This window comes from Methanocalculus alkaliphilus (assembly GCF_024170505.1).
Taxonomy (GTDB): Archaea; Halobacteriota; Methanomicrobia; order Methanomicrobiales; family Methanocorpusculaceae; genus Methanocalculus; species Methanocalculus alkaliphilus.
The window spans coordinates 14,509-36,933 of sequence record NZ_JALJYG010000014.1 but is presented as its reverse complement, the minus strand read 5'-3'; the positions used below and the strand labels follow the sequence as shown (position 1 = coordinate 36,933).

Here is a 22,425-nt window from a genome sequence, read left to right as displayed (position 1 = left end):
TTCAGGAGCGTTCCCTATTCCCGGGGAGCTCTCCAAGAGACCGGAAGAGATCCCATACCTCGGAGAAGACCGGGACGCTCCCCCGCCTCAGGACGGGGACAGCAGGCCGGGCCGAGTCTCCTCCCGGAAAGGCGGCGAGAATCATATTCTCCGTATGATCTGAGAGCCGGACGATCTCAAGGGCGACCTGCCTGGGATCGGCAATCGCCGTCGGGGCGGAGATGATGATTGCGATATCCCAGAACTCCTGATGGTCGAGGAGGATATCGAGGACCGCAGCGAATCTTCCCGCCGTCGCGTCCCCGATCATATCAACCGGATTTCTCCCGCTCCATCCGGGAGGGAGGACCTCGTCCATATGGCGACGTACATCTGCGGGGAGGTCAACGAGATCGATTCCGGCGGCCTCCGCATAATCGGATGAGAGGACGGCAAACCCTCCGGCGCTCGTTATAACCACCCCCCTCCTCCCCTTCGGGTATCCCTGGTCGGCGATGATCCCCCCGATCTGAAATGCCGAGCGGATCGACTCTGCGGGAACGACACCTGCCTGCCGGAATGCTGCCCTGTAGGTCTGGTAGTCTCCTGCAAGGGATCCGGTATGCGATGCTGCGGCAGCCCGGCCGATGCGGGAACTCCCTGCCTTGATGGCGATCACCGGCTTCATTCCGGCAACCTGTCGTACCGTCTCCAGGAACCTCTGTCCGTCACGGATCTCCTCGATATAGAGGACGATGGCCCCGGTTGCCTCATCCCGTGAGAGGAGATCGATATATTCGACGAATCCGATATCAGACTGGTTGCCGACACTGATCACCGCAGAGAATCCGATATCCTCTGCAGCTGCCCAGTCGACGACGGTGGTGATCAATGCCCCGCTCTGTGAGATGAATCCAAAAGGTCCCGGCCCGGGAGAGCTGTTCCCAAACGTCGTGTTGATCCCGGCAGGCGGCACCATGATGCCGAGGCTGTTTGGCCCGATGATTCGGAGATTATATGATCGGGCAATGGCAAGCATCTCCTCTTCAAGCCGTTCCCCTTCAGCCCCTGCCTCTTTAAAACCATAGGAGATGACGACGGCAACCTTCACCCCTTTCTCACCGCATTCTCTGATGATGCCGGGAACAATTCCGGCGGGGACTGCAATCACCGCCATATCGACAGGGCCGGGAACGGCGGTGATCGTCGGGTATGCCCTTCTCCCGAGGATTCGATCATGTTTTGGGTTGACCGGGTAGAGTTCCCCTGGAAACGGGAGGAGGTTCCGGGTGATGGTATAGCCGATCTTCGCCTGGTTTGGAGAGGCTCCGATGACGGCGATTGAACCTGCCTTCAGGATACAGTCTGAAAGAGGCCGGATCTCCTGACGCCCCTCGGTTACACGATCTCCTTTGATAAACCTGATATCAACGGCAACAGCCCCCTTCTCATGGAGGATGAGAGGATTGATATCAAATTCTGAATAGCCGGGGTGGTCCAGGAAGAGGCGGGCGGCTGCTTCGATGACGGAGATGAGCCCCTCCTCGTCCCGGGGAGGCTCATCCCGAAATCCTCTGATGAGGTGATACCCCCGTATCTCCCGGATCATCGATCGGATCTCCTCCAGATCGACGGGGAGAACCCGGATCGCGGTATCCCGGAGGAGTTCAACGAGTTTGCCACCCATACCGACGGTTATCGTCTTTCCAAAGGTGGGATCCGTTGATCCCCCGATGAGGATCTCAAGGCCCGGAGGTACCTCCTCCTCGATCCGAACCCCGGTGATCCGGGCATCGGGGCGCAGCCTCTCCACCCGGGAAAGGAGATCCCGGTATCCTTTGCGGAGCTGGTCCTCATCCTCTACCCCAAGGATCACACCCGCAACATCACTCTTATGCACGATATCGGGGGATTCGATCTTCAGAACGACCGGATAGCCGATTCTCCCTGCGATCACCGCCGCGTCATCCTCATCCCCGGCAAGCTCCTCTTCCGGTACCCGTATTCCATACTCTGCAAGGATGGAGTATGCCTCACGCCCGGATACTATCTTCTCAGCCATACCTGAACGGAGATAGGGCGGGAGTACTTTATAGGTTATCCTGAGAATGGCAGATGGATCCGGCCGGCGTCCTCAGATTCCCTGATGGTACCGTATCGGAAAAAAAGGTTCTGGAGGTTTTTATCTCCGCCGTGCAACGACGAAGATGATGCCAAGGAGAGCGATTGCCCCGATGGCGGTGATCGGAAGCGATGCAGCCGGCTCAGGTGCAGGTGCTGCTTTTGGGGTGAGTGTCGCAACGACCTGTGCGGTCTCGCCGGCGCTCACTGCAACAGTGCTCGACCAGTCGTTATAGCCCTGCATCTTCATTGTCACCGAGTGAGTCCCTGGATCAATGTCAGGGACGATGACCGGTGCATATCCGCGGAAGAGGTTGTCAAGATAGACCTCGGCACCTGTTGGTGCGGAGTTGAAGCTCACTCTGCCGGTGGATGCCGGGGCTGAGACCGGTGTCAGGGTTGCGGTGACATACTTCAGGGTGCCTCCGGTCACGCTGACGCTTGTTGAGTAGTCTTTGTATCCCGGCTTTCTCAGGGAGACCGAGTGTGTACCGACCGGGATATCGATGATATCAAAGTAGTCGTTTTGAAAGGTTGTTCCCTGGTAATTTCCGTCAAGGTAGATGGCTGCCCCAGAGGGGAACGACTGAACACCAATTGATCCGGTTGTCGGGGTTGCCCTTGAGAGCTGGGCATTCACTTTTGTAGTCTGTCCTGCATAAATCTGGATATTTGACCTGTAGACACTGTATCCTGCAAGGCGAAGCTCAACGGTGTGGGATCCGACATTAAGGTTCCCAACCTTCATCGGCGCGTATCCCCGGTAGTTCCCGTCAACATAAACATCAGCTCCTGATGGACTGGAGGTGACTGCGAGGGTTCCTGTGGATGGGGGATTTGGACTCAGTGCAGCATATACCTCAGTTGTCTGTCCTGAATATGCCGAGTATGTTCCGGAGGTCGCCTGATATCCGGCAAGCTCAAACTGAACACGGTGGCTTGTTCCGGGGCTCACCGATGTTGTGAGTGGTGTTCTTCCTACATAATGCCCATCAATCCGGACGTTCGCTCCGGACGGTGAGGATGATATAGCGAAGTACCCGTCAGGTGAGGGTGTCGGCGTCGGTGCTACCGGCTGGAGGACGGCATGAACATAGGCTGTCTCCCCTGAACCGACCATTGGGGCCGAAGTGGAGTACGTCTTGTATCCGGACATCGAGACGACGATCTGTCCACCCGGAGTCCCTGTTGTGTATATCCTGATATCGACAGGGGTTGTTCCTTCATACTGGCCACCGTAATTTACGCTGGCCCCGCTCGGACTGGAAGTGACCGAGATGATCCCGACATCGCCGCCGAGTTGTGCGGCGGCCGGGCTTACTGTTGCAATGAGCAGTACCGCCATTGCAATCATGAGAAGAGAGAATTCTTTCTGCATCGAATATCCCATTATAACAGAAGGGAAAAATGAAATATATAGCTATCGCATCTTTCTGCTCAGGATCAATTTATATCATTGTGGAGTGTACAATTTCTCACCAACCTTCAGATCAGTACCTTTCCCGGTAGAGGGTGTGTATGGTGATTATATATGGATGGATATATCGAGATTGTTGACTTTGAACTTGGCGGAGAACATTATGCACTTGATATCCATCTCGTTCGTGAGATCGTCGAGATGAAGCCGATCACGGAGATCCCACGGACACCGCCGTATATCAAAGGGATCATGAACCTCAGGGGTGAGATAACGACGATCCTCTCCTTAAATGAGCTTCTCTCGGTTCCTGAAAAGACAGACGGGGATCGGAAGATCATCGTCCTCGTCCCCGAGACGTCGCAGGGAACCAATGTCGGGATGATCGTCGATGATGTTCATTCGGTGATGCATGTTCCGGAGTCTGACATCGATCTCTCAAAGGAAGGGTACGGCGATGAGGTGACTGATTATCTCCGGGGCATCATCAGGATCAGGCGGGATGGCGTGGGCGAGGAGGATGAGCAGACCAGCCTCATCCTCTGGCTTGATATGAAGCGCCTCCTTGAGAACTTCTTTGCCGATGCTGCCCGCGCCTAACGTCTCAGCCTGTATCCGATGAGGAGGCCGGCCCCCGCGACTGCAACCCACCATCCTGCCGCCTCGGTTGCCGGTGGGGCGGTCGTCTCCGGTGGCTCCGGGGTCATAATTGGTGTAAGATTGGTTACAATGGATGTCGTCCTGTCGTCATAGACCGAAATATCCATGATGAAGGGTTCGTATCCGTCATGGGTGACCACCAGATGATACCCTCCCGGAGGCAGTGATATCCCGAGTGGTGTCTCTCCCCGATAGTCGGAGTCGATCTCCACCCGTGCACCGTATGGAGCGATTGTCACCTGGAGAGAGCCCCGCTCTTCACGGAGAGTGATGCTCCCCTGGCTGAGTCTCACCGGGAGTATCGTATAGGTTGCACCCTGAAGATTTCTCCGATCCCGTGGCTCGGTGACGGCGAAGACAGAATAGGAACCTGCATCAATCCCCAGTCCTGCGGTGCTCCAGGAGTACTCCCATCTTCCTTCAGAGGAGACGCGGACTGTCGTAAACTGCCCTGCTGCGGCAGATAGTGATGGATCATGGAGTGGAACCCCGCCCGGATCGAGGTTTGGGCCGGTCATGAAGAGATAGATCGTATCTGCCCCTGCTGCTGATCCGGCGAGGGTAACCGTCTCACCTATCACCGCTTCCATGGCCCCTGCGTTTGGGAGCAGGAGAACGGCGATGAGGAGTACTGCGATTCCTGTTCTGTGCATATGATGAGATATAGCCTCTTCCGGATAATGCTTTTTCTCTCCTCTCCGGCGGGACGAGGCACTCCCTCCCCTCCCCGATGAGATCCTTTCTCCCGGCAGAGATGAGCCCTTCACGGACGAGGGGATAATTTGGGGGATCCATATATCTGAGAAATGCACGCTGTATCTGCCGTTCACGCCCTTTTGGGATATGAACCCTCTCCCCGGTCATCGGATCGATTCCCGTGAAGTACATCGCGGTCGAACGGGTCATCGGGGTCGGTGTAAAGTCCTGAACCTGCTTTGGGGCAAGCCCGGTCCGCCTGATATATTCGGCAAGTTCGATCATATCCAAAATGGTGCACCCCGGGTGTGATGAGATCCAGTATGGGATCAGGTACTGTCTTCCCTTTCCTTTGGGTTGTGATTCGTCAAATCTCGTACGAAACTCTTCAAATGCGCCTTTATGAGGCTTGTTCATCAGCCCCGTCACATGAGGGGTGATATGTTCGGGGGCGACCTTCAACTGGCCGGAGACATGGTGTTCTGCAAGCTCACTGATGTATCCTGATCGGTCAGCAACGGCGAGATCGAACCTGACCCCTGATCCGCAGAAGAGATGCTTCACCCGGGGTATCTCCCGGAGCCGCTTCAGGAGCCGGACGAGGGGGGTATGATCGACGGAGAGTGACGGGCAGTCCGGTCCGCAGTCCCGATCAGGACAGGTTCCCCTCTCTGCCCATTTCGGGCAGGAGAGGCCGTACATATTCGCGGAAGGTCCCCCGACATCCTGAATCGTTCCTTTGAAGGATCGCATCCGGGTGATCCGTTCAACCTCGGCCGCTACCGACTCTTCGCTTCTGGAGGCGACGATCCTCCCCTGATGATGGGCGAGTGCACAGAATGAGCAGTTTCCAAAGCATCCCCGGTGGCTGATAACCGAGAACCGGACCGTTTCAAGTGCCGGTATCGGTTCTGTATAGGAGGGATGGGCGGACCGGGTGAAAGGGTGGTCATAGATGGCATCAAGCATAGCTGTCGTCGGGGGGGGGCGGGGCGGGTTCTGGATGACGATGGTCTTTGGGTGTGGCTGGGCGATGATCCTGCCACGGATGGGATCCTGCTCCCCGGCATATGCGGCATATGCCCGTGCATACGCAGCTGGATTATCCCGGACCTCCGGATACCCGGGGAGGAGCACCATTCCGGTGGTATCGGTTGATCTGAACTCTGCAACCGGCATCGTCCAGCATGTTCCCCTGAGATCCCGGATGGATCGGATCGCCTCACCCGCCGCCATCCGATCCGCGATGGCGATCAGGGTCTCCTCCCCCATCCCATAGACCAGGAGGTCGGCAGGTGCGTCTGCCAGGATCGACTGGCGGACGTTGTCGGACCAGTAGTCGTAGTGTCCGAATCGCCGGAGGCTCGCCTCAATCCCGCCGATGACGATGCCGGTGCCGGGGGCGATGGATCGGAGCAGGTTGGCATAGACGATCGTCGCCCGGTCAGGCCGGCGGGGAATGCCCCCCGGAGAATAGGCATCCTCTTTTCTTCGTTTTTTGTTCGGGCTGAATGCATTGACCATCGAATCGACATTTCCGGCAGATATGGCGAAGAAGAGACGGGGGATGCCGAGCCGGATAAGGTCATGATCTGATCGCCAGTCCGGCTGGGCGATGATCCCGACGGTATATCCGGCAGCCCAGAGGTTCCTGCCAAGGATCGCGGCGGCAAAGGAGGGATGATCGACGTAGGCATCCCCGGAGACGATGATGATGTCAAATCTCTCGATCCCAAGCTGCTCCTTCTCTCTGGCTGTCATCGGGAGGAACAATGGCTCCGGTATCGGGTTCATGGCTGATCACGCATCTCTGCCGACCTGAGGGTGAGGATAAATGCCGATCCCTTCTCCGGATGCCCCGGAACCCTGTCATCTACCCGGATACTTCCCCCATACCGTGAAGCAAGGGTCCTGCAGAGGAAGAGCCCTATTCCAAGTCCGCGGGATCGCGTGGATAGCCTGGTGTATCTCTCAAAGAGACGTTCTTTATCCTGGTCCGGGATGCCGGGGCCATCGTCTGCCACGGTGATGATAACCCTGTCACCCATCACCTCGGTTCTGATCTCGATTGTGACATCTGGTCCTCCGTGCTTCTTCGCATTTAAGAAGAGGTTGGTAAATATCCCTGAGATGAGGTGATCTGCGATGACGGATACTCCGGAATCCTTTAACCTGAAATTTGTTCGCGGTGGAACGGCTCCTTTGATGATTGGATCAAGGGCGACTGGTCTGAGGCTCTGCTCACCGCTTTCCCGGATTCGCCGGATCATCATAACGTTCTGATGGATCTCTGCCGCTGATTTCAGTGCTGAACGGATGATTCCTGCATGCTGCTTCCGCTCCTCTCCCTCGGCATCCATCATTAGGTCGAGTCCCGCCCCGATTGCCATATGAGCGTTATTGACATCATGGATGAGGATGTCGAGGAAGAGGTTTGCCATATCATGGGCATCCTTCACCTCCTCCTTGATCTTCTGTGTCCGGATAGCGCCTCCTATCTCCCTTCCGATACTGATGAGGTGCGACTGTTCATCAGGATCAATGCCCTCCTCTCCAATTTTGTAGATGTTGATCGATCCATAGACCGTTTTATCTGCGATGAGGGGGATGATGCAGATTCCCGTGGGTGCGATTCTCATGGCATATTCTGCAAATCCGGTGACCCCGGGGCAGTGGAGGTCCAGAATGTCACAGAAGATCGACTCTCCTCTCTGGTAGACGGCAGCATATGGGTCTTTATCAAGAGGGATCAGGTGATATCCGGAAAGCCCGTCAAGGCAGCTTTCCGGCGCCTGTATGGCCATAAGAACTGCATCACCCGCATCATGGTCTGTGAGATAGATAGCAATAATCGAGTTTCCGAATATGCTGCCAAGTTCATCGGCAATGATCTTCAGGGCATCCTCGATATTCTCCACACGGTGCATTGCACTGATAACCGTATTTGTCGTCCTGAGGAGGCGGTTCTGGGATTCAATCCTCCGGCCCGCATCAAGGAGCGGGGTCACATCCCTGACGGTGGCCATGACCATGCTAATCCCATCAACCCGGATCGGTGTGAGGGTAACGCTCGTCTCCCGCTCGATTCCGCCGGCAGCACGGTGAACCCAGAAACCTTTCATCGGTCCCCTCCCGGCCTCCTCAAGGAGATGATACATCTTCTCTTCTGTTCGTATCCCGTCAGGCTGATACTCCGGAGAAAGCTCGGCAGGTGTTCTCCCAACGAGTTGATCTGGCGACACACCGAAGAACTCACCGGCTGTCGTATTGGCCTGGATGATCCGTTCCCGGTCGAGGAGGAGTATAATCTCAGGTGCTGAGAGAAAAATCTCACGATAGAGTGCTGTGGCATCAATCGCCGCCTCTCCGGCCATGCTGGTAGTGGTCACGGCTGCCTGATGGTATGGCTCGTTTCCAGGGAAGTCTTCGCTGATGATCTCTTTTTGGATTAAGACGGAGAAAAAGCTTCTCTTCCCTCTTCCTCCCCTGCCGAGACGACAGCGGTGATGGTCCCGGAATCATCCCTGATGACTGTATTGTGCCACCATATCTCGCGAATTTCCCCTTTTCGGTCGATGATGGGGCTCCTCTCACGTGATCGTGGCTCAACACCGGATTCGACGAGCCGGTCGAACCTCTCCCGGAGCTGATCACGGATATCCTCCGGAACGACGGTTGCGAACCAGTCTGCACCGATGAGCTCCTCCGCTGAGTACCCAAGGATTGCCGATCCCTTTTTGTTGATCATCCGCACGGTTCCATCCGGGCTGATGACGGCGATCAGGACACCGGCAAGCTGGAGGTAGCTGTTTGCACAATCTCTCTCCTCCTTCAGCCTCTCTTCTGCAATGAGGCGTGAAAAACCGGTCTTTGTCAGCGCCTGAAGGGAGAGGATTCTGGAATGCACTTCGGGCCGTATCACCCGCTCCCGATCTGATCCAAGAATGACAGAGAGGGAGATCTCCTCCTCGCGTATGATCGGGATGATCAGACGTGATCCAGTGCCGGATCCGACGATCTCCGGGGCCGGATCCGAAAGATACCGCACCTCCCCATGCAGATACTCTTCTACATCAGGGGGGAGCGGGAGGAGTTCCTCTCCGGCGGTCCCGAGTGATCGTACCTCCCCGCTTCCGTTCAGCCTGAAGACTCCGCCACCATCCATCCCGGAGACGCCGAGGAACGCCTTGAGGCAGGGGATGGCCGCTTCTCTGAGGGAGGTTGCTCTCTCAAAACAGAGGGCAAGGTTCCTCTCAATCAGTATACGTTCGGCCTCCTGCCGCTCTTCGGTGATATCCCTGCTGATGCCGAGGATGTAGCGCATCTCCCCGCCTGAAGAGAAGATGGGTATCTTCTTTGTGCTGAGTGTTCTGGATCCGTTCCCTTCGTCTCTGATCTCCACAACCAGTTCAAGGGTCTCTCCGGATTCCATGACGGTCGCTGTCGTCTCCTGCCATGATCCTCCGAGGAGATCCGGGAAGACCCTCTCAGCCTTCTGGCCGGTGAGAAATTCCCGTGGTATGCCGATGAACTCCTCAGCAGCACGGTTAAAGAAGACGAGGGTGTGATTCTCCACCTCCTCGACGATGACGATATCCGGGATATTCTCAACGATGGAGGTGAGAAAGGTCTTCCATTGCTTCACATGCTTGATGGCCCTGTTTCGCTCGGTGACGTTTCTGAAGGCACCCCTGTATCCGAGGAAGACGGGCTTTCCATCTGCATCAGAGATTGTTATCGGTGCTCCCGAGAGCTCAATGATGATCGCGGCACCATCCGGCCGCCTGAAACCGCATTCGATAAGGGGCCAGGGTTTCCCTGCATTGATGGATGGCTGGAGTCGTCTTCGGAACTCCCGTGCCTCGATGGGATCCATGAAATCGGTGAACTTCCTCCCGATCATCTCTTCAGGATCCAGGCCGCAGACCGCCTCAGATCGCGGGCTGATATACGTGATGGTCCCGGTCTCATCCGTTGACCAGATCACATCGCTGATATCAGAGACGAGCGTCCGGAAGAGCTCCTCGCTCTGCCGGAGCGCCTCTTCTGCCCTCTTCTGTTCGGTGATATCCTCAAGGATGACGGTGATGCCGGGTGTGCCGTCATCAAAGACGGTAGGAAATACCCTCTGCCGGAAGAGGTGTTCATTCCCCCCTTTCATCAGCCGGATCACCTCGTCTGATCCCGATCTCCCGTTATTCTCCCGGATATAGTCCTTCAGTGCTGGGTGGGAGAAGATGATGAGGGGTGTCTCATCGAGGCACTTTCCGATGATCTGCTCACGCACTGCACCGCAGAATCCAAGGATCTGATCATTTGCTAGGATGAGGGAGGCATGCTGATCGAGGACCATGACGAGATCCGAGGATATGTTGAGCATCGCCCCAATCGGGACCCTCTGGGAGAGGAAGAAGACCTTTGCCTTCCCGAATGTCCGCATCTCCACCTGACCCCCGATGAGGAGCATATCAAGGTACCGGGCCGCGGTGTTGCGGTTGATCGAGATGGCATCAGCGATCTCGCCAACAGACATCCCGCGCGGATTGCCTCTCAGCAGTTCGGTGATACGGGTGACCTCAGCAGGGTACGATGGCATTACTCAGGATATCGTTGGATTTCGATAAAACCATTTCGACATTGCACGGCGTCACAATGAGCATCAATGCATGGCATTGAGGGATACTTTTATATGGCCATATGGTGAAGATCGTAATGGACAATCCGGATCAATCCGATTCGGATATCGCCCATCCAGTAGATGAAGGCGTGCGTCCTGCCCCCGGTCTTGATCTTCACATGAATTCAAGGCACACAATTCACCCATAGACCCGGCTACACACCTCTCAAGCGATCACACAATTGTTCCATGATCACTTCGGGTCGCTACGTTTGATCATACCGGGGGCACGCCACCTTCCCAGTCAATACTTCCTGTGCCGTGCGGGCATGTATCAATCACCTCTCTCTTCCTTTTTACGTGCTATCTCAGATCGACCGGATAATCTCTTCACGCTTCTTCGGAAGGGGGATCAAAAAAAATGATTTCTTTTCAGATACGTCTGTACTTCGTCGTCCTCTGGACGAGTCGTCTCCCGATATCTGTCGAGATACGGTCCATCACCCGTGGATCAAGGTATCCTGCCTCGCTCCCGCCCGCCTCGACGGAGACGTCATCGGAGAACATCGTTCCTCCAAAGTCATCACCTCCGGCGAGGAGTGCGATCTGGGTGAGCTTGATCCCAAACTTCCCCCACGGGACCTGGATGTGATCGACGTTATCGAGGAAGAGGCGGGATACGGCGATCATCAGGAGGTCTTCCCGGCCGGTTGCTCCTGCCGGTGCAAGCCCCTTCTCATAGAGTGCTGTGTTCTGGTGGAGGTAGGAGAGGGGAACAAGCTCGGTGAATCCCGCGGTCTCATCCTGGATGGATCGGAGGATATCAAGATGGATGATCCGGTCCCGTGGGGTCTCTGAGGATCCATACATGATCGTTGATGTGCTCATGATCCCCATCCCATGCGCCTCTTTGATGATCCTGACCCAGGTGGCTGTATCCACCTTCGCCGGGCAGATCACCTTCCGGACATCATCGACGAGGATCTCGGCGGCGGTTCCCTGGAGGGTTCCAAGCCCGGCATCCCTCAGCCGCTCAAGAACATCTTTGGTCGACACCCCGCTCTTCCGTGCGATGTAATCAACCTCATCAGGGCTTGCGGTATGGATGTCGATGCCGGGGGCAGTCTCATGAACGGTCCGGATGATATCTTCATAGCTATCGATGGTATAATCGGGGTGAACGCCGGAGAGGAGACAGATCTCCGTGATATCCCTGGAAAGAGCGAGTTGTACCTTCTGGCGGATCCTCTCGGGGTCATCGAAGAAGGCATCAGGATCTCCTTTTCTCTTCCCGAATGCACAGAAACCGCAGAGATTTTTACAGATATTTGTGATGTGGATGTTCTGGTTTCTGACATAGGTGACCTGATCGCCAACCTTCCTCTGGCGGAGCTCATCAGCCGCAGCAGAGACCTCAAGTATCTCCCTTCCCGTCACGTTGAGCAGATGGAGCCCTTCCTCAGGGGTGAGCCGGTGGCCTCCCAGGCAGTCGTCGAGTAATTGCGTAGTCTGTATCATCGATTATCTCTCCTCACTTCTTCGTCTCCTTGATGCGATCAGTTCCTGGATAATAATAATGGCGACAACGAAGGCTGCAAACTCCCAGATATGGAGTGGAAGATACCCGATGAGAGGAATTCTGAAGACCGCCTTTCCAATGATCCATTCATCCCTGATCGGTTCTATTCTCCCGATTCCCGGATGCACCGTCACCTGATCGATGACCGGATTATTATCGCCCCGAGTAATGATCCCTCCGCCGGTATTCTCAAGTCCAAGTTCTGAGGCGGCTGTTTCATCATCGATCCATATCATCGCCCGATGGATGATCGGGTGGACCTGGTCATTGCCGTTTGGCCGGAATATGATGACATCCCCGGGACGCCCAAACGAGGTATGCCCGATCTCTGCCCCCTCCTCCGCCGTCACAAGGGATCCGAACCGATCCGGTGCGGCAACGAAGACGAGATCCCCTACCTGCATCTCCGGGAGCATGCTCCCTGACTCGATGGTTACAACGGCAGGCCATGTTCCAAAGACGAGGAAGAGAAGGAGGGCGATTCCACCAACGACGAGGCCAACCCAGACGAGATCACGGGCAAGCGACACAGCCGGATGGTCACTACTCCTGAACCTCTCTATCAGGGAAGTGTCAGGTTCATCTTTCGGATCTGCCTTCGTCGATCTCGTCATTGAAGAAATATATGGTATGAATCTCTCTTGATGGTTTCCTCTTCCGGGGTGTATGGTTATTAATGGGGGACTATTTTATCACCTATCTAAACAGAAATCTAATGATACGATTATGTCCTGTACGATCATCGTAGGTGGTTTCTTTGGTGATGAGGGTAAAGGCAAGATCGTTGCCCATATCGCTTATCAGGACCATCCAACAGTTATTTCTCGTGGCGGCGTTGGTCCAAACGCCGGCCATACAGTTAAAGTAGGGGAGAAGGAATATGGCGTCCGGATGGTCCCGTCCGGTTTCGTCTATCCTGATGCGAAACTCTGTATTGGCCCGGGTGTCCTCGTTGACCCCAGAGTCCTGCAGAAAGAGGTGGATGATGTCGGTGTCGCCGGGCGCGTCTTCATTGATGGGAGATGCGGCGTCATCGATGAGGAGCATATTGCCCGTGATAAATCGAGTGAGCATCTGGCAAAGACGATCGGGAGTACCGGATCCGGATGCGGCCCCGCAAACTCGGACCGGGTACTCCGTCTCTCAAAGCAGGCGAAGGATATCCCGGAACTTGCTCCGTATATCGCCGACGTTGCAGAGATGGTGAATACAGCGATTGACAATGGCGAGACCGTTCTCATCGAAGGTACCCAGGGTTTTGGAATATCGCTCTATTATGGAACATACCCCTATGTGACGAGCAAGGATACCTCGGCATCCCAGATTGCGGCGGATACGGGTGTCGGTCCGACACGGGTCGATGATGTCATCGTCGTCTTCAAGGCATTCCCGACACGGGTGGGAGAGGGCCCCTTCTCAACTGAGATGAGCCTTGAGGCATCCCACTCCATGGGTATCCAGGAGTTTGGGACCGTCACACACCGGGAGAGGAGGATCGGAAACTGGGATGGTGCCATGGCACGGTATTCAGCGATGATCAACGGATGCACCCAGGTTGCCATCACCGGGATCGACCGGGTTGATCCCGACTGCTATGGAGTAACTGAGTACGAAACGCTCAGCCAGACCGCAAAAGATTTCATCCATCAGGTCGAGGTGGATGTGGGACGTCCGGTCACCATCATCTCGACAGGACCCGAACTATCACAAATCATTGATCTGAGGAAGAAGAAATGAAGCGTTGGTTGATGGATATTCTTTGTTGTCCGGTCTGTAAGGGTGATATTGAGCTCTCTGTTACTGAAGAGGAAGGGGAGGAGATTATGGAGGGTACTCTCCGGTGTCCTGCATGTTCTGTTGACTATCCGATTCATGAGGGGATCCCAAACCTGCTTCCACCAGAATCAGAAGAGGAGTAATCCTGCTGTATGACTGTCATTGATGTCCATCTGAACCGGAAGGGAGTAAACAGTATCGAGGTATCGGCCCGTGAGGTTCCCGTCGATGCCGGGAGTGATCTGACCATCCGGTTTGAGAATCACGGCTCCCCTACCCATGCGACCATCAGAACACAAAACGGACAGTCATTCACCGATTTTTTCCATGAGAATATCTTTGTGGATGGTGTCATCGAGATCGCTATCCCGATTCGTGAATCATCAGGCGATGGTAATTTTAGCCTTGATATTATCACCGGCTATGGGGCAAGAACGACCCGGGTAAAGATCGTGGTGAGCAAGGCATGCCCTATTGTCTGTGAGGATCCCGAGATCATCGTTGTTGAAGACTCTCTCCTGAAGAGGTCTCCTCCACTGCTCGCCCTGATCCCCTGCATCCTGGCCTGCATCATCTATCTCATCTGGCTCTCCTTCCGGGGGCCCCTCCTGGCGCCTGTGGATGCTTTTGCAACAGCACTCATCGTCCTCCTTCTCCTCGCCGGGGTCGTCACCGCATGCCGCTTGCCGGAATCATCCTGATCCTGGCAGTCTTTCTGGATCGGGCCGTGGGAGATCCCCATACCCCGTACCACCCGGTGGCCCTCATCGGGAGATTCATCGGATGGTGGGGCCGCCCCTCTGCATACCGCCATTCGTTCCAGCGAGGGGCTGGTGTCATCTTCTGGTGTGCAACCGTCGCTCTCGCGGTGATACCGTTTCTCCTGCTTGAATGGCATGCCCCCTGGTGGCTCTATCTCCTTATTGCACCAGTTTTCCTGAAATCAACCTTTGCATGGCGTTCGCTGGAAGAACATGCCCTCTCGGTCGAAGAGGGGCTTTCGCGAGGGGGGGGTGAGGGGCAGAAGGCGGCAGGGATGATGGTCTCCCGGAACACTGCCCTCCTCTCGGATGAGGAGGTCCGTTCAGCAGCGTACGAGTCGGCTGCAGAGAACCTTGTCGACTCGATCATCGCCCCGCTCTTCTGGTTCCTTCTTCTTGGCCTTCCCGGTGCCGCGATGTACCGTGCCGCAAATACGATGGATGCGATGCTCGGCTACCGGGATGACCGTGAGCGGCTCGGGTGGTTCGCTGCCCGTGCCGATGATATCCTCAGTTATATTCCGGCACGGATCACCGGGTGCCTCCTCCTCCTCTGGTTCACTGCCCGGAGGCGAGGAAGGGAGGCGCTTGCGATCCTCCTCCGTGATGCAGGGAAGCGTCCGGGTTTCAATGGCGGGATCCCGATGGCCCTCATCGCAGGGGGGTGTGGGATCCGGTTTGAGAAACCGGGGAGCTATCGGATTGGGGATAGTACCAGAAGCCTTGAGGATGGGGGGAGATGTGTCATCGGTGCGGTAGGGGGAGCGACGGTGATCTTTCTCTTCATCCTTCTTATACTCACATTTCTTGCTCCCTTCATCATTTCTAACTAATTACACCCCGGCAATCTCTTACCGGGGTATGGGGGTATAGGAAAAATAAGCTGCCTGGAATTGCATTTTTCCAAATTTCTCCGGGATGTTATGTTTTATAGTCTTGCCTGATCAAATAAATAAGGATGAAACTTGAAGAGCTGAGGTTTGGGACGGAACTTCTGAAGCGTGGTTTTGCATCGATGCAGAAGGGCGGTGTCATTATGGATGTCGTCTCTGCAGAAGAAGCAGTCATCGCGGAAGAGGCCGGTGCGGTTGCGGTCATGGCACTTGAACGTGTTCCTGCCGATATCAGGAAGATGGGCGGTGTCGCCAGGATGGCAGATCCAACAAAGATCGTTGAGATAACAGAAGCGGTCTCGATCCCGGTCATGGCGAAGGTCAGGATCGGCCACTTCGTCGAGGCGCAGGTGCTCCAGGAGCTTGGCGTTGATATGATCGATGAATCCGAGGTGCTGACACCCGCAGATGAGGAGTTCCATGTTGATAAGAAAGTCTTCTCGGTGCCGTTCGTCTGTGGGGCACGTAATCTCGGTGAGGCGCTGAGACGGATCAACGAGGGTGCAGCGATGGTCCGGACGAAGGGCGAGGCCGGGACCGGCAACGTCGTTGAGGCAGTCCGGCATATGAGGGCCATTCAGTCCGAGATCCGGCTTATCTCCGGGATGGATACCCAGGAGCGGGCGGCATATGCCCGGAAGATCGAGGCACCGGTCGAACTCGTCGAGGATGCTGCTGCCCGCGGGCGTCTTCCGGTTGTGAACTTCTCGGCAGGCGGTATCGCAACACCCTCCGATGCCGCACTGATGATGCAGCTTGGTGCAGACGGCGTCTTCGTCGGTTCAGGGATCTTCAAGTCAGAGAATCCCCAGAAGATGGCACGGGCAATCGTCGAGGCGGTCCATCACTTTAATGATCCAAAAGTGATCGCAGAGGTGAGCCGTGGCCTTGGTGAGGCGATGAAGGGCATCGACATCCATACGCTCCGTCCGGACGAGGTGTTGCAGACCCGTGGCTGGTAGGATCGGAGTCCTTGCACTCCAGGGCGACGTCTCCGAGCATGTGGAGGCATTTCGCGTAGCGCTTGGTGATCGGGGAGAGGTATCTGTCTTCCGGACGGCATCCGAGATTCCGGACTTTGACGGCATCGCACTCCCTGGAGGGGAATCAACCACGATTATGCGGTTGATCCAGAATGCAGGGATGCAGCGGCCCCTTCAGGAGTATGATGGCGGGATCTTTGCCACCTGTGCCGGGATGGTCCTCCTGGCAACAGAGGTCCAGGATGACAGCCTCTTTGAGCCACTCGGCATCATGGATATGACGGTGAAGCGGAATGCCTTTGGACGCCAGCGTGAATCATTTGAAGCCGACATCGACTGTGCGGGTTTTTTGGATCCATTCCATGCAGTCTTCATCCGGGCACCTGTGGCAACCCGCGTCGGATACAAAACAGAAGTACTGGCCCAGCTTCCACAAGGATATATCGCGATCAGGCATGGCCTTCATATGGCCTTCTCGTTCCATCCCGAACTTGGTGGGGATCTGAGGCTCCACCAGCTCTTCCTTGAAAACCTCGGCCTCTGATCTCCCTCAGAGGAGCTCAAGGGCCTCTTTTCCGATCATTCCTCTTGTAATACCCCTCTCCTCTGCAAATCGGTTCGCCTCTTTGACCTCCGCATAGAGGATCTCTTCGATGGAGGTGATGGCAGGGCCGGTCATCGCCTGCATCTTTGCCGCAGGTACCCCGAACTTCTCAAGTGCGGTGATATCAAAGGCCCCGCATCCGATCAACCCGTCACCGGCTGTCACGAAGATGAGGTGGACCCCGCCGATCGGGACCGAGTAGCCGTCTGCCATTCTGTTCTCCAAGGGTATCGTAAGATGCTGCATTGTACCCCCTCAGTCATCGAGTGTTCCAAAGTAGGAGACGATCCGGTCTGCTATCGGCTTTGTCGATCCCATCGCGATGCTATCCTCGCGGACATCCCCTGGATTGAACCCTCTTCCGATGATATGACCGATATAGCCATACTCATGGGTCGAGAGGAACGCCTCAAGTGTCTCAAGTGCCCGTGTTCCTCCCTTGTCCGCACAGACGCTGATTGCAACCGCCTTCTTTCCTGCAAGCTTGCGGTCATGCCAGAGCGAGTATGTCCGGTCAATCAGGTTCTTCACCTGCCCGCAGACATCAAAGTAGTAGGTCGGTGATCCGATGACCAGAACGTCTGCTGCCACAACCTTCTCGATGATCTCATGCCAGTCATCATTTTTAATGACGCAGCACTTCTCTTCCTTGCATTTCTCACACCCGATGCAGGGCTTGATCTCCTTCCCCGAGAGAGAGATGAACTCGGTTGGAACACCCTTTTGCGCGACATGCCCAAGGATCTCATGGACCAGAATCGCGGTATTCCCCTCGCGACGCATACTCCCTGATATGCCAAGTACCTTCATAGGGGTATCCTTCATCTCAGGTATCTAATATCTTCTGATCGTGGCGAGGAGTCCGAGTGACGAGAAGATAGCTGCCAGCTCTGGTATCGGATCATCCACCCGGGTAAAAAGGTGGGATCTGCACCGGCAGTCCGATGCCCCGAATCCGGGTATTGATGTTCCGGCCACCGCATCTGCAAGCGTGCACTCAAGCCGTTCGCTCGTTGGTGCGGCCACCGATGCGATCAGACGGGTTGAGGGATGACGGAGGAGATAGTCGATATGCCAGTGCGGCCGCCTCCCGTCATGGGCGGCCTTTTCATGGCGGCTGATCCGTCCAAGCCCTCCGGGTCCCAGGGCGGATCCGACATAGATGAGATACCCTCCGGGTATCGCGAGGGTACCCAGCGCCCCAATCCGTATATCGGCGCCTTCGGATTTCAGGATGAGGGTGTAGATCCCCTTATCCATGATAGGACTGGAGGCACTGCCGGGTGGCGAGGAGATGCCTTCCTGCGCCACTCTTCACCGGCTGCTCATGGCCTGGCCAGAGCGACTCAACCTGGAGCATTGCAAGCTGTTCGACCGATCGCTTCAGTTCTCCGGCGTTTCCGCCGGGAAAGTCGGTCCTCCCGAATGATCCCCCGGGGAAGACGGTATCCCCGGAGATGAGTGCCGCCTCCTCCTCATGATAGAGGCAGATGCTTCCCCTGGTATGGCCGGGTGTGTGGATGACCCTGAGCGGCCCGATCTGGTCGCCGTTGCTGAGGATCCGATCGGGGATGACCATCGGGGGGCGTGCGCCGAAGTGAAACGAGAGGCTTTCCGCCTCGGATCTGAGGGATACGGCATCCTCCTCATGGATACAGACCGTTGCGCCGCACATCGCCTTGATCTGGGCGAGATGGGCGGTATGGTCGAAGTGGCCGTGTGTCAGGATGATCGTCTCAATCTGGTCTTTGTATTGCTCAAGAGCCATCGGGAGAACCCCTGCATCGATGAGAATGTCTCCGATAAGATAGGAGTTCGCCTGCCAGCCGCTCCCTGGTATCCACTGGACGGGCATGCAGGATAATAAGCTCTCCAGACAGATGGTTCTTATGCATGCACTCATCAGGCAGTGCCGCTCTGGTCTTCCTCCGGAGCTCACAGCGGTTGCCAGGACTGAAGGTATCTCCCCGGAGAGGATGGCAGAAGCAGTTCAGCGAGGGCGTATTGTCATCCCTGCCAACCCGCGGCGGAATGCCCGTCTGATCCCTATCGGGGAAGGGTGCCGCGTCAGGGTAAATGTCAATATCGGGACCTCACAGGGGAGATGTGATCCCGATCTCGAGATGGTCAAGGCTGCCGCCGCCATCGACGCAGGTGCGGATGCCCTGATGGATCTCTCAACCGCCGGTGATCTTCGGGAGATGCGGCGGAAGATCCTCTCCCTCGATATCCCGGTTGGAACGGTTCCGATCTACGAAGCGGTCCGCCGTGCCGGTTCCGCAGCCGATCTCACTGCCGATATCCTTTTCTCAGTCATCAGGGAGCAGGCCAGGCAGGGTGTTGATTTCATGACCCTCCACTCCGGGGTGAATCTTGATGCATTCGAGGCACTCCGGCTCGATCCAAGGACGCTTGGTGTCGTGTCACGGGGCGGGGCGTTCCATGTCGCATGGATGGCGGCAACGGGCGAGGAGAACCCCCTTGCACAGGAGTTCGACTACCTCCTTGAGATCCTTGCCGAAGAGGATGTCACCTTAAGCCTTGGCGACGGGATGCGCCCCGGAGCACTCGTCGATGCGGACAGGCTTGCCAAGACGACCGAGTACCTGACGCTCGGCAGGCAGGCCCGCATCGCACTCAATGCGGGGGTTCAGAGGATGATCGAGGGCCCCGGCCATATCCCGATCCATGAGGTCGCATGGAATGTGAAGGTCATCAAGGAGGTGACCGACCATGCGCCGCTCTATCTGCTCGGCCCGCTCGTCACCGACATCGCAACCGGGTATGATCACGTCGTCGGGGCCATCGGAGGCGCCATTGCCGCATCGGCAGGGGCGGATTTCCTCTGCATGGTCTCTCCTGCAGAGCACCTTGCCCTCCCTGATGAACGCGAGATCATCGAGGGGACACGGGTCGCCCGGATCGCCGCCCATGTCGGGGATATCTCTCGCCGCGGCGGGGTTTCGGGATGCCCTGAAGAGGGACGCATGGCGATTGCCCGGCGTGATCTCGACTGGGAGGGGCAGTATGCCGAGATGCTCTTCCCTGACCATGCACGTGCCATCCACGATCGCGACAGCGAGAGGGAGACCTGCTCGATGTGCGGGGATCTCTGTGCCGTGAAGATGGTAAGGGAGATCTTTGACGGGGATCAGAAGAAGTAGGGTTTGTCAATAGTATCTCCCCGGTCTCCGGAAGAGGCTATTGACTCCGGTTTTTTTACCAATATAGGATTAGGTTTCCTCTGCAGAGAGGTCATAGGGCAGGGGGATGCCCCCTTCCCCAATGACCGGCTGCTCCCTCATGCAACGCCGAGTATCCGCGCGGCGAGGTGTGCGGCATTCTCCCCGCCATCCACTGCCACGCAGGCGACCGGGACGCCCTTTGGCATCTGGGCGATTGAGAGGAGTGCGTCGAGGCCGCCCATCACTTTTCCACTCACCGGGACTCCGATGACCGGTTTTTTCGTCTTTGACGCGATGACGCCGGGGAGGGCGGCGGACATTCCGGCGATCCCGATGAAGACGCGGGCATCACTTGTCCTGATATACTCCTGGAGCTCCTCAGGATCGCGGTGAGCTGAAATAACCCGCTCTTCATAGCTGATACCGTATTCTTCGAGTGTTACGCAGACTTTGCGAATGATCGCCTCGTCTGATTTCGATCCTGCGATGACAGCTACGTCGACCATAGGCTTCACCATCTATTAAGACGTTTATCTTCTTATAGTACGGTCGATCAGGATGCAGAACGAACTATTACTCATGATGCCAGGACCGGTCCCGATGCCGGAACGGGTCAGGAATGCGATGTCCCGCCAGGCGATCAACCACCGGGGGAAGGAGTTTGGCGGTGTCTATGCAGACTGCGTCAGGGTGCTGAAGGCACTCTTTGGGACAGAGAATGATCTCTTCGTCCTCTCCGGGTCGGGGACCGCCGGGATGGAGGCCGCCATCGCCAACGTCGCCTCCGGCCAGACGATCGTCTCGCTCGTCAACGGGAAGTTTGGTGAGCGTCTTGCCGAGATCGGCGGCAGATACGGAACTTCAGTGGCGATTGAATCCGAATGGGGCCACCCGTATGATCTCGATGCGCTCGCAGAGGCACTTGAGAACGGCGCCGGTATCGTGACGATGGTACATAACGAGACCTCGGCCGGTATCCTCAATCCTGCGGCAGAGGTTGGCCGGCTTGCACGGAAGCACGATGCACTCTTCATCATGGACGGGATCACCTCCATCGGTGGAGAGCATGTCGCCTGTGATGCATGGGGTGCTGATATTGCAATCGTCGGCTCCCAGAAATGCCTTGCCGCACCGGCGGGCCTCTCAGCGGTCTCGGTCTCGGAGCGTGCCTGGGAGAGGATATCAGAGAAACGGCCGTATTATCTTGATCTCAAGGCATACCGGAAGGCCGCATCGAAGAGCCCGATGGAGACGCCGTACACCCCGGCCGTCCCGCTCTTCTTTGCATTCCGCGAGGCATGCCTCATCGCTGAGGAGGAGGGGATCGAAAACCGCATCGCACGGCACAGGAAGCTTGCTGACGCAGTACGGGCTGCTGCGGAGGCATGGGGCCTTCCGCTCCTCCCGGTCTCCGACGATCTTCACTCGCCATCGAATACGGTGACAGCGATACAGTATCCTGACGGTGTCAGTGACGGAGACCTCCGGGGAAGCCTCAAGAAGATGGGTATTGAGATAGCCGGCGGCCAGGATCGCCTGAAAGGAAAGATCTTCCGTATCGGGACGATGGGCGCCACCGGCCCCTCCGAGGTGCTGGCAACGGTTGCGGCGGTGCAGGGAACCCTGAAGCGTCTCGGCTATAGATCCGATGGAGATGGCGTCAGCGCCGCCACAGAGGTGCTGGTATGAAGATCGGGATCGCAGACACGACATTTGCACGGGCAAATATGGGTGCGGCGGCGGCAGATGAGATCCGCCGCCATACCAGCATCAGAATCGAGCGGTACACCGTTCCGGGATTAAAGGATCTCCCGGTCGCCTGCAAGAAACTGATCGAGGAGCGTGGCTGTGATCTCGTGATGGCGCTTGGGATGCCGGGCGGGGCAGAGAAGGATAAGGTCTGTGCCCACGAGGCATCACAGGGGCTCCAGCTTGCGATGCTGATGACGAACAGGCATATCATCGAGGTCTTCGTCCACGAGGACGAGGCGAAGGATGATAAAGAGCTTGCGTGGCTGCTTGAACAGAGGACCCGTGAGCATGCAGTGAATGCCGTCAAGCTCCTCCTCTATCCAAAGGAGCTTGAACGGGATGCAGGGACCGGCAAAAGACAGGGTTTTTCCGATGCCGGCCCGGCACGACAGTAAGGAGATG

At 56.5% G+C, this 22,425-nt stretch carries 23 protein-coding genes; 10 read left to right on the top strand and 13 right to left on the bottom strand.

The features are described from left to right. Position 1 precedes the first annotated feature (1 nt). The gene (locus tag J2T58_RS09330) at positions 2-2,041 is read right to left on the bottom strand and encodes an acetate--CoA ligase family protein (RefSeq protein ID WP_253489194.1); all 2,040 of its coding nucleotides are present in this window, start codon (positions 2,039-2,041) and stop codon (positions 2-4) included. Between the two features lie 120 nt (positions 2,042-2,161). Further along, positions 2,162-3,478, bottom strand: coding sequence for a PEGA domain-containing protein (locus tag J2T58_RS09325; RefSeq protein ID WP_253489191.1), 1,317 nt, complete (start codon positions 3,476-3,478; stop codon positions 2,162-2,164). Positions 3,479-3,631: 153 nt separating this feature from the next. Here J2T58_RS09325 and J2T58_RS09320 point away from each other — a divergent pair, with 153 nt between their 5' ends. After that, positions 3,632-4,117, top strand: a complete 486-nt coding sequence (locus tag J2T58_RS09320) for a chemotaxis protein CheW (RefSeq protein ID WP_253489188.1) — start codon at positions 3,632-3,634, stop codon at positions 4,115-4,117. On the opposite strand, the gene J2T58_RS09315 is transcribed toward J2T58_RS09320, so the two are convergent. The 6 genes from J2T58_RS09315 to J2T58_RS09290 all read right to left on the bottom strand — a co-directional run bounded on the left by J2T58_RS09315 (position 4,114) and on the right by J2T58_RS09290 (position 12,683). After that, complete coding sequence (locus J2T58_RS09315) at positions 4,114-4,830, bottom strand: PEGA domain-containing protein (protein WP_253489186.1); 717 nt, start codon at positions 4,828-4,830, stop codon at positions 4,114-4,116. The genes J2T58_RS09320 and J2T58_RS09315 overlap by 4 nt on opposite strands. Then, positions 4,748-6,667: a YgiQ family radical SAM protein gene (locus J2T58_RS09310; protein ID WP_253489184.1), complete on the bottom strand. Its 1,920-nt coding sequence runs from the start codon at positions 6,665-6,667 to the stop codon at positions 4,748-4,750. The genes J2T58_RS09315 and J2T58_RS09310 overlap by 83 nt, the downstream gene beginning before the upstream one ends. Next, positions 6,664-8,262: a sensor histidine kinase gene (locus J2T58_RS09305; protein WP_253489182.1), complete on the bottom strand. Its 1,599-nt coding sequence runs from the start codon at positions 8,260-8,262 to the stop codon at positions 6,664-6,666. Before J2T58_RS09305 ends, J2T58_RS09310 begins: the two co-directional genes overlap by 4 nt. Positions 8,263-8,321: 59 nt before the next feature. Beyond that, positions 8,322-10,469, bottom strand: coding sequence for a PAS domain S-box protein (locus J2T58_RS09300; protein WP_253489180.1), 2,148 nt, complete (start codon positions 10,467-10,469; stop codon positions 8,322-8,324). 453 nt (positions 10,470-10,922) lie between these two features. Continuing rightward, on the bottom strand, positions 10,923-12,008 hold the full coding sequence (gene cofH / locus J2T58_RS09295; protein ID WP_253489178.1) for a 5-amino-6-(D-ribitylamino)uracil--L-tyrosine 4-hydroxyphenyl transferase CofH: 1,086 nt from the start codon (positions 12,006-12,008) through the stop codon (positions 10,923-10,925). Positions 12,009-12,011: 3 nt separating this feature from the next. Beyond that, positions 12,012-12,683, bottom strand: a complete 672-nt coding sequence (locus J2T58_RS09290; protein ID WP_253489176.1) for a S24/S26 family peptidase — start codon at positions 12,681-12,683, stop codon at positions 12,012-12,014. A 112-nt stretch (positions 12,684-12,795) separates the two neighbouring features. Between J2T58_RS09290 and J2T58_RS09285 the strand changes: the two genes are divergently transcribed. The 6 genes from J2T58_RS09285 (at position 12,796) to pdxT (ending at position 17,026) form a co-directional block, all read left to right on the top strand. Further along, positions 12,796-13,806, top strand: coding sequence for an adenylosuccinate synthetase (locus tag J2T58_RS09285; protein ID WP_253489173.1), 1,011 nt, complete (start codon positions 12,796-12,798; stop codon positions 13,804-13,806). After that, entirely contained in the window at positions 13,803-13,988 is a 186-nt protein-coding gene (locus J2T58_RS09280; protein ID WP_253489170.1) for a methytransferase partner Trm112, read from the top strand. Before J2T58_RS09285 ends, J2T58_RS09280 begins: the two co-directional genes overlap by 4 nt. 9 nt (positions 13,989-13,997) lie before the next feature. After that, a complete protein-coding gene (locus tag J2T58_RS09275; protein WP_253489167.1) occupies positions 13,998-14,546 on the top strand; it encodes a DUF7524 family protein in 549 nt (182 codons plus the stop codon). Continuing rightward, complete coding sequence (cbiB, locus tag J2T58_RS09270) at positions 14,522-15,439, top strand: adenosylcobinamide-phosphate synthase CbiB (protein WP_253489165.1); 918 nt, start codon at positions 14,522-14,524, stop codon at positions 15,437-15,439. Before J2T58_RS09275 ends, cbiB begins: the two co-directional genes overlap by 25 nt. 125 nt (positions 15,440-15,564) lie before the next feature. Further along, a complete protein-coding gene (gene pdxS / locus J2T58_RS09265; protein ID WP_253489162.1) occupies positions 15,565-16,461 on the top strand; it encodes a pyridoxal 5'-phosphate synthase lyase subunit PdxS in 897 nt (298 codons plus the stop codon). Next, entirely contained in the window at positions 16,451-17,026 is a 576-nt protein-coding gene (pdxT, locus tag J2T58_RS09260) for a pyridoxal 5'-phosphate synthase glutaminase subunit PdxT (RefSeq protein ID WP_253489160.1), read from the top strand. Before pdxS ends, pdxT begins: the two co-directional genes overlap by 11 nt. A 6-nt stretch (positions 17,027-17,032) precedes the next feature. Here the strand turns inward: pdxT and J2T58_RS09255 are convergent, their stop codons facing one another. The 4 genes from J2T58_RS09255 to J2T58_RS09240 are packed head-to-tail and all read right to left on the bottom strand — an operon-like array spanning position 17,033 to position 18,941. Continuing rightward, positions 17,033-17,299 carry a YunC family protein gene (locus J2T58_RS09255; RefSeq protein ID WP_253489157.1) on the bottom strand — a complete coding sequence of 89 codons (267 nt, stop codon included), beginning with the start codon at positions 17,297-17,299 and terminating at the stop codon, positions 17,033-17,035. Between the two features lie 42 nt (positions 17,300-17,341). Beyond that, on the bottom strand, positions 17,342-17,911 hold the full coding sequence (locus J2T58_RS09250; protein ID WP_253489154.1) for a flavodoxin family protein: 570 nt from the start codon (positions 17,909-17,911) through the stop codon (positions 17,342-17,344). Between the two features lie 9 nt (positions 17,912-17,920). Beyond that, complete coding sequence (locus tag J2T58_RS09245; RefSeq protein WP_253489152.1) at positions 17,921-18,346, bottom strand: GIY-YIG nuclease family protein; 426 nt, start codon at positions 18,344-18,346, stop codon at positions 17,921-17,923. Continuing rightward, entirely contained in the window at positions 18,339-18,941 is a 603-nt protein-coding gene (locus J2T58_RS09240) for an MBL fold metallo-hydrolase (protein WP_253489149.1), read from the bottom strand. The genes J2T58_RS09245 and J2T58_RS09240 overlap by 8 nt, the downstream gene beginning before the upstream one ends. Here J2T58_RS09240 and thiC point away from each other — a divergent pair. Then, on the top strand, positions 18,940-20,250 hold the full coding sequence (thiC, locus tag J2T58_RS09235; RefSeq protein WP_253489146.1) for a phosphomethylpyrimidine synthase ThiC: 1,311 nt from the start codon (positions 18,940-18,942) through the stop codon (positions 20,248-20,250). The two genes, J2T58_RS09240 and thiC, sit on opposite strands and share 2 nt — an antisense overlap. Positions 20,251-20,387: 137 nt before the next feature. On the opposite strand, the gene purE is transcribed toward thiC, so the two are convergent. Then, a complete protein-coding gene (purE, locus tag J2T58_RS09230) occupies positions 20,388-20,777 on the bottom strand; it encodes a 5-(carboxyamino)imidazole ribonucleotide mutase (protein WP_253489144.1) in 390 nt (129 codons plus the stop codon). A 52-nt stretch (positions 20,778-20,829) separates the two neighbouring features. Between purE and J2T58_RS09225 the strand changes: the two genes are divergently transcribed. After that, complete coding sequence (locus tag J2T58_RS09225) at positions 20,830-21,960, top strand: pyridoxal-phosphate-dependent aminotransferase family protein (protein ID WP_253489141.1); 1,131 nt, start codon at positions 20,830-20,832, stop codon at positions 21,958-21,960. After that, positions 21,957-22,418: a riboflavin synthase gene (ribC, locus tag J2T58_RS09220; protein WP_253489139.1), complete on the top strand. Its 462-nt coding sequence runs from the start codon at positions 21,957-21,959 to the stop codon at positions 22,416-22,418. Before J2T58_RS09225 ends, ribC begins: the two co-directional genes overlap by 4 nt. Positions 22,419-22,425: the final 7 nt, after the last annotated feature.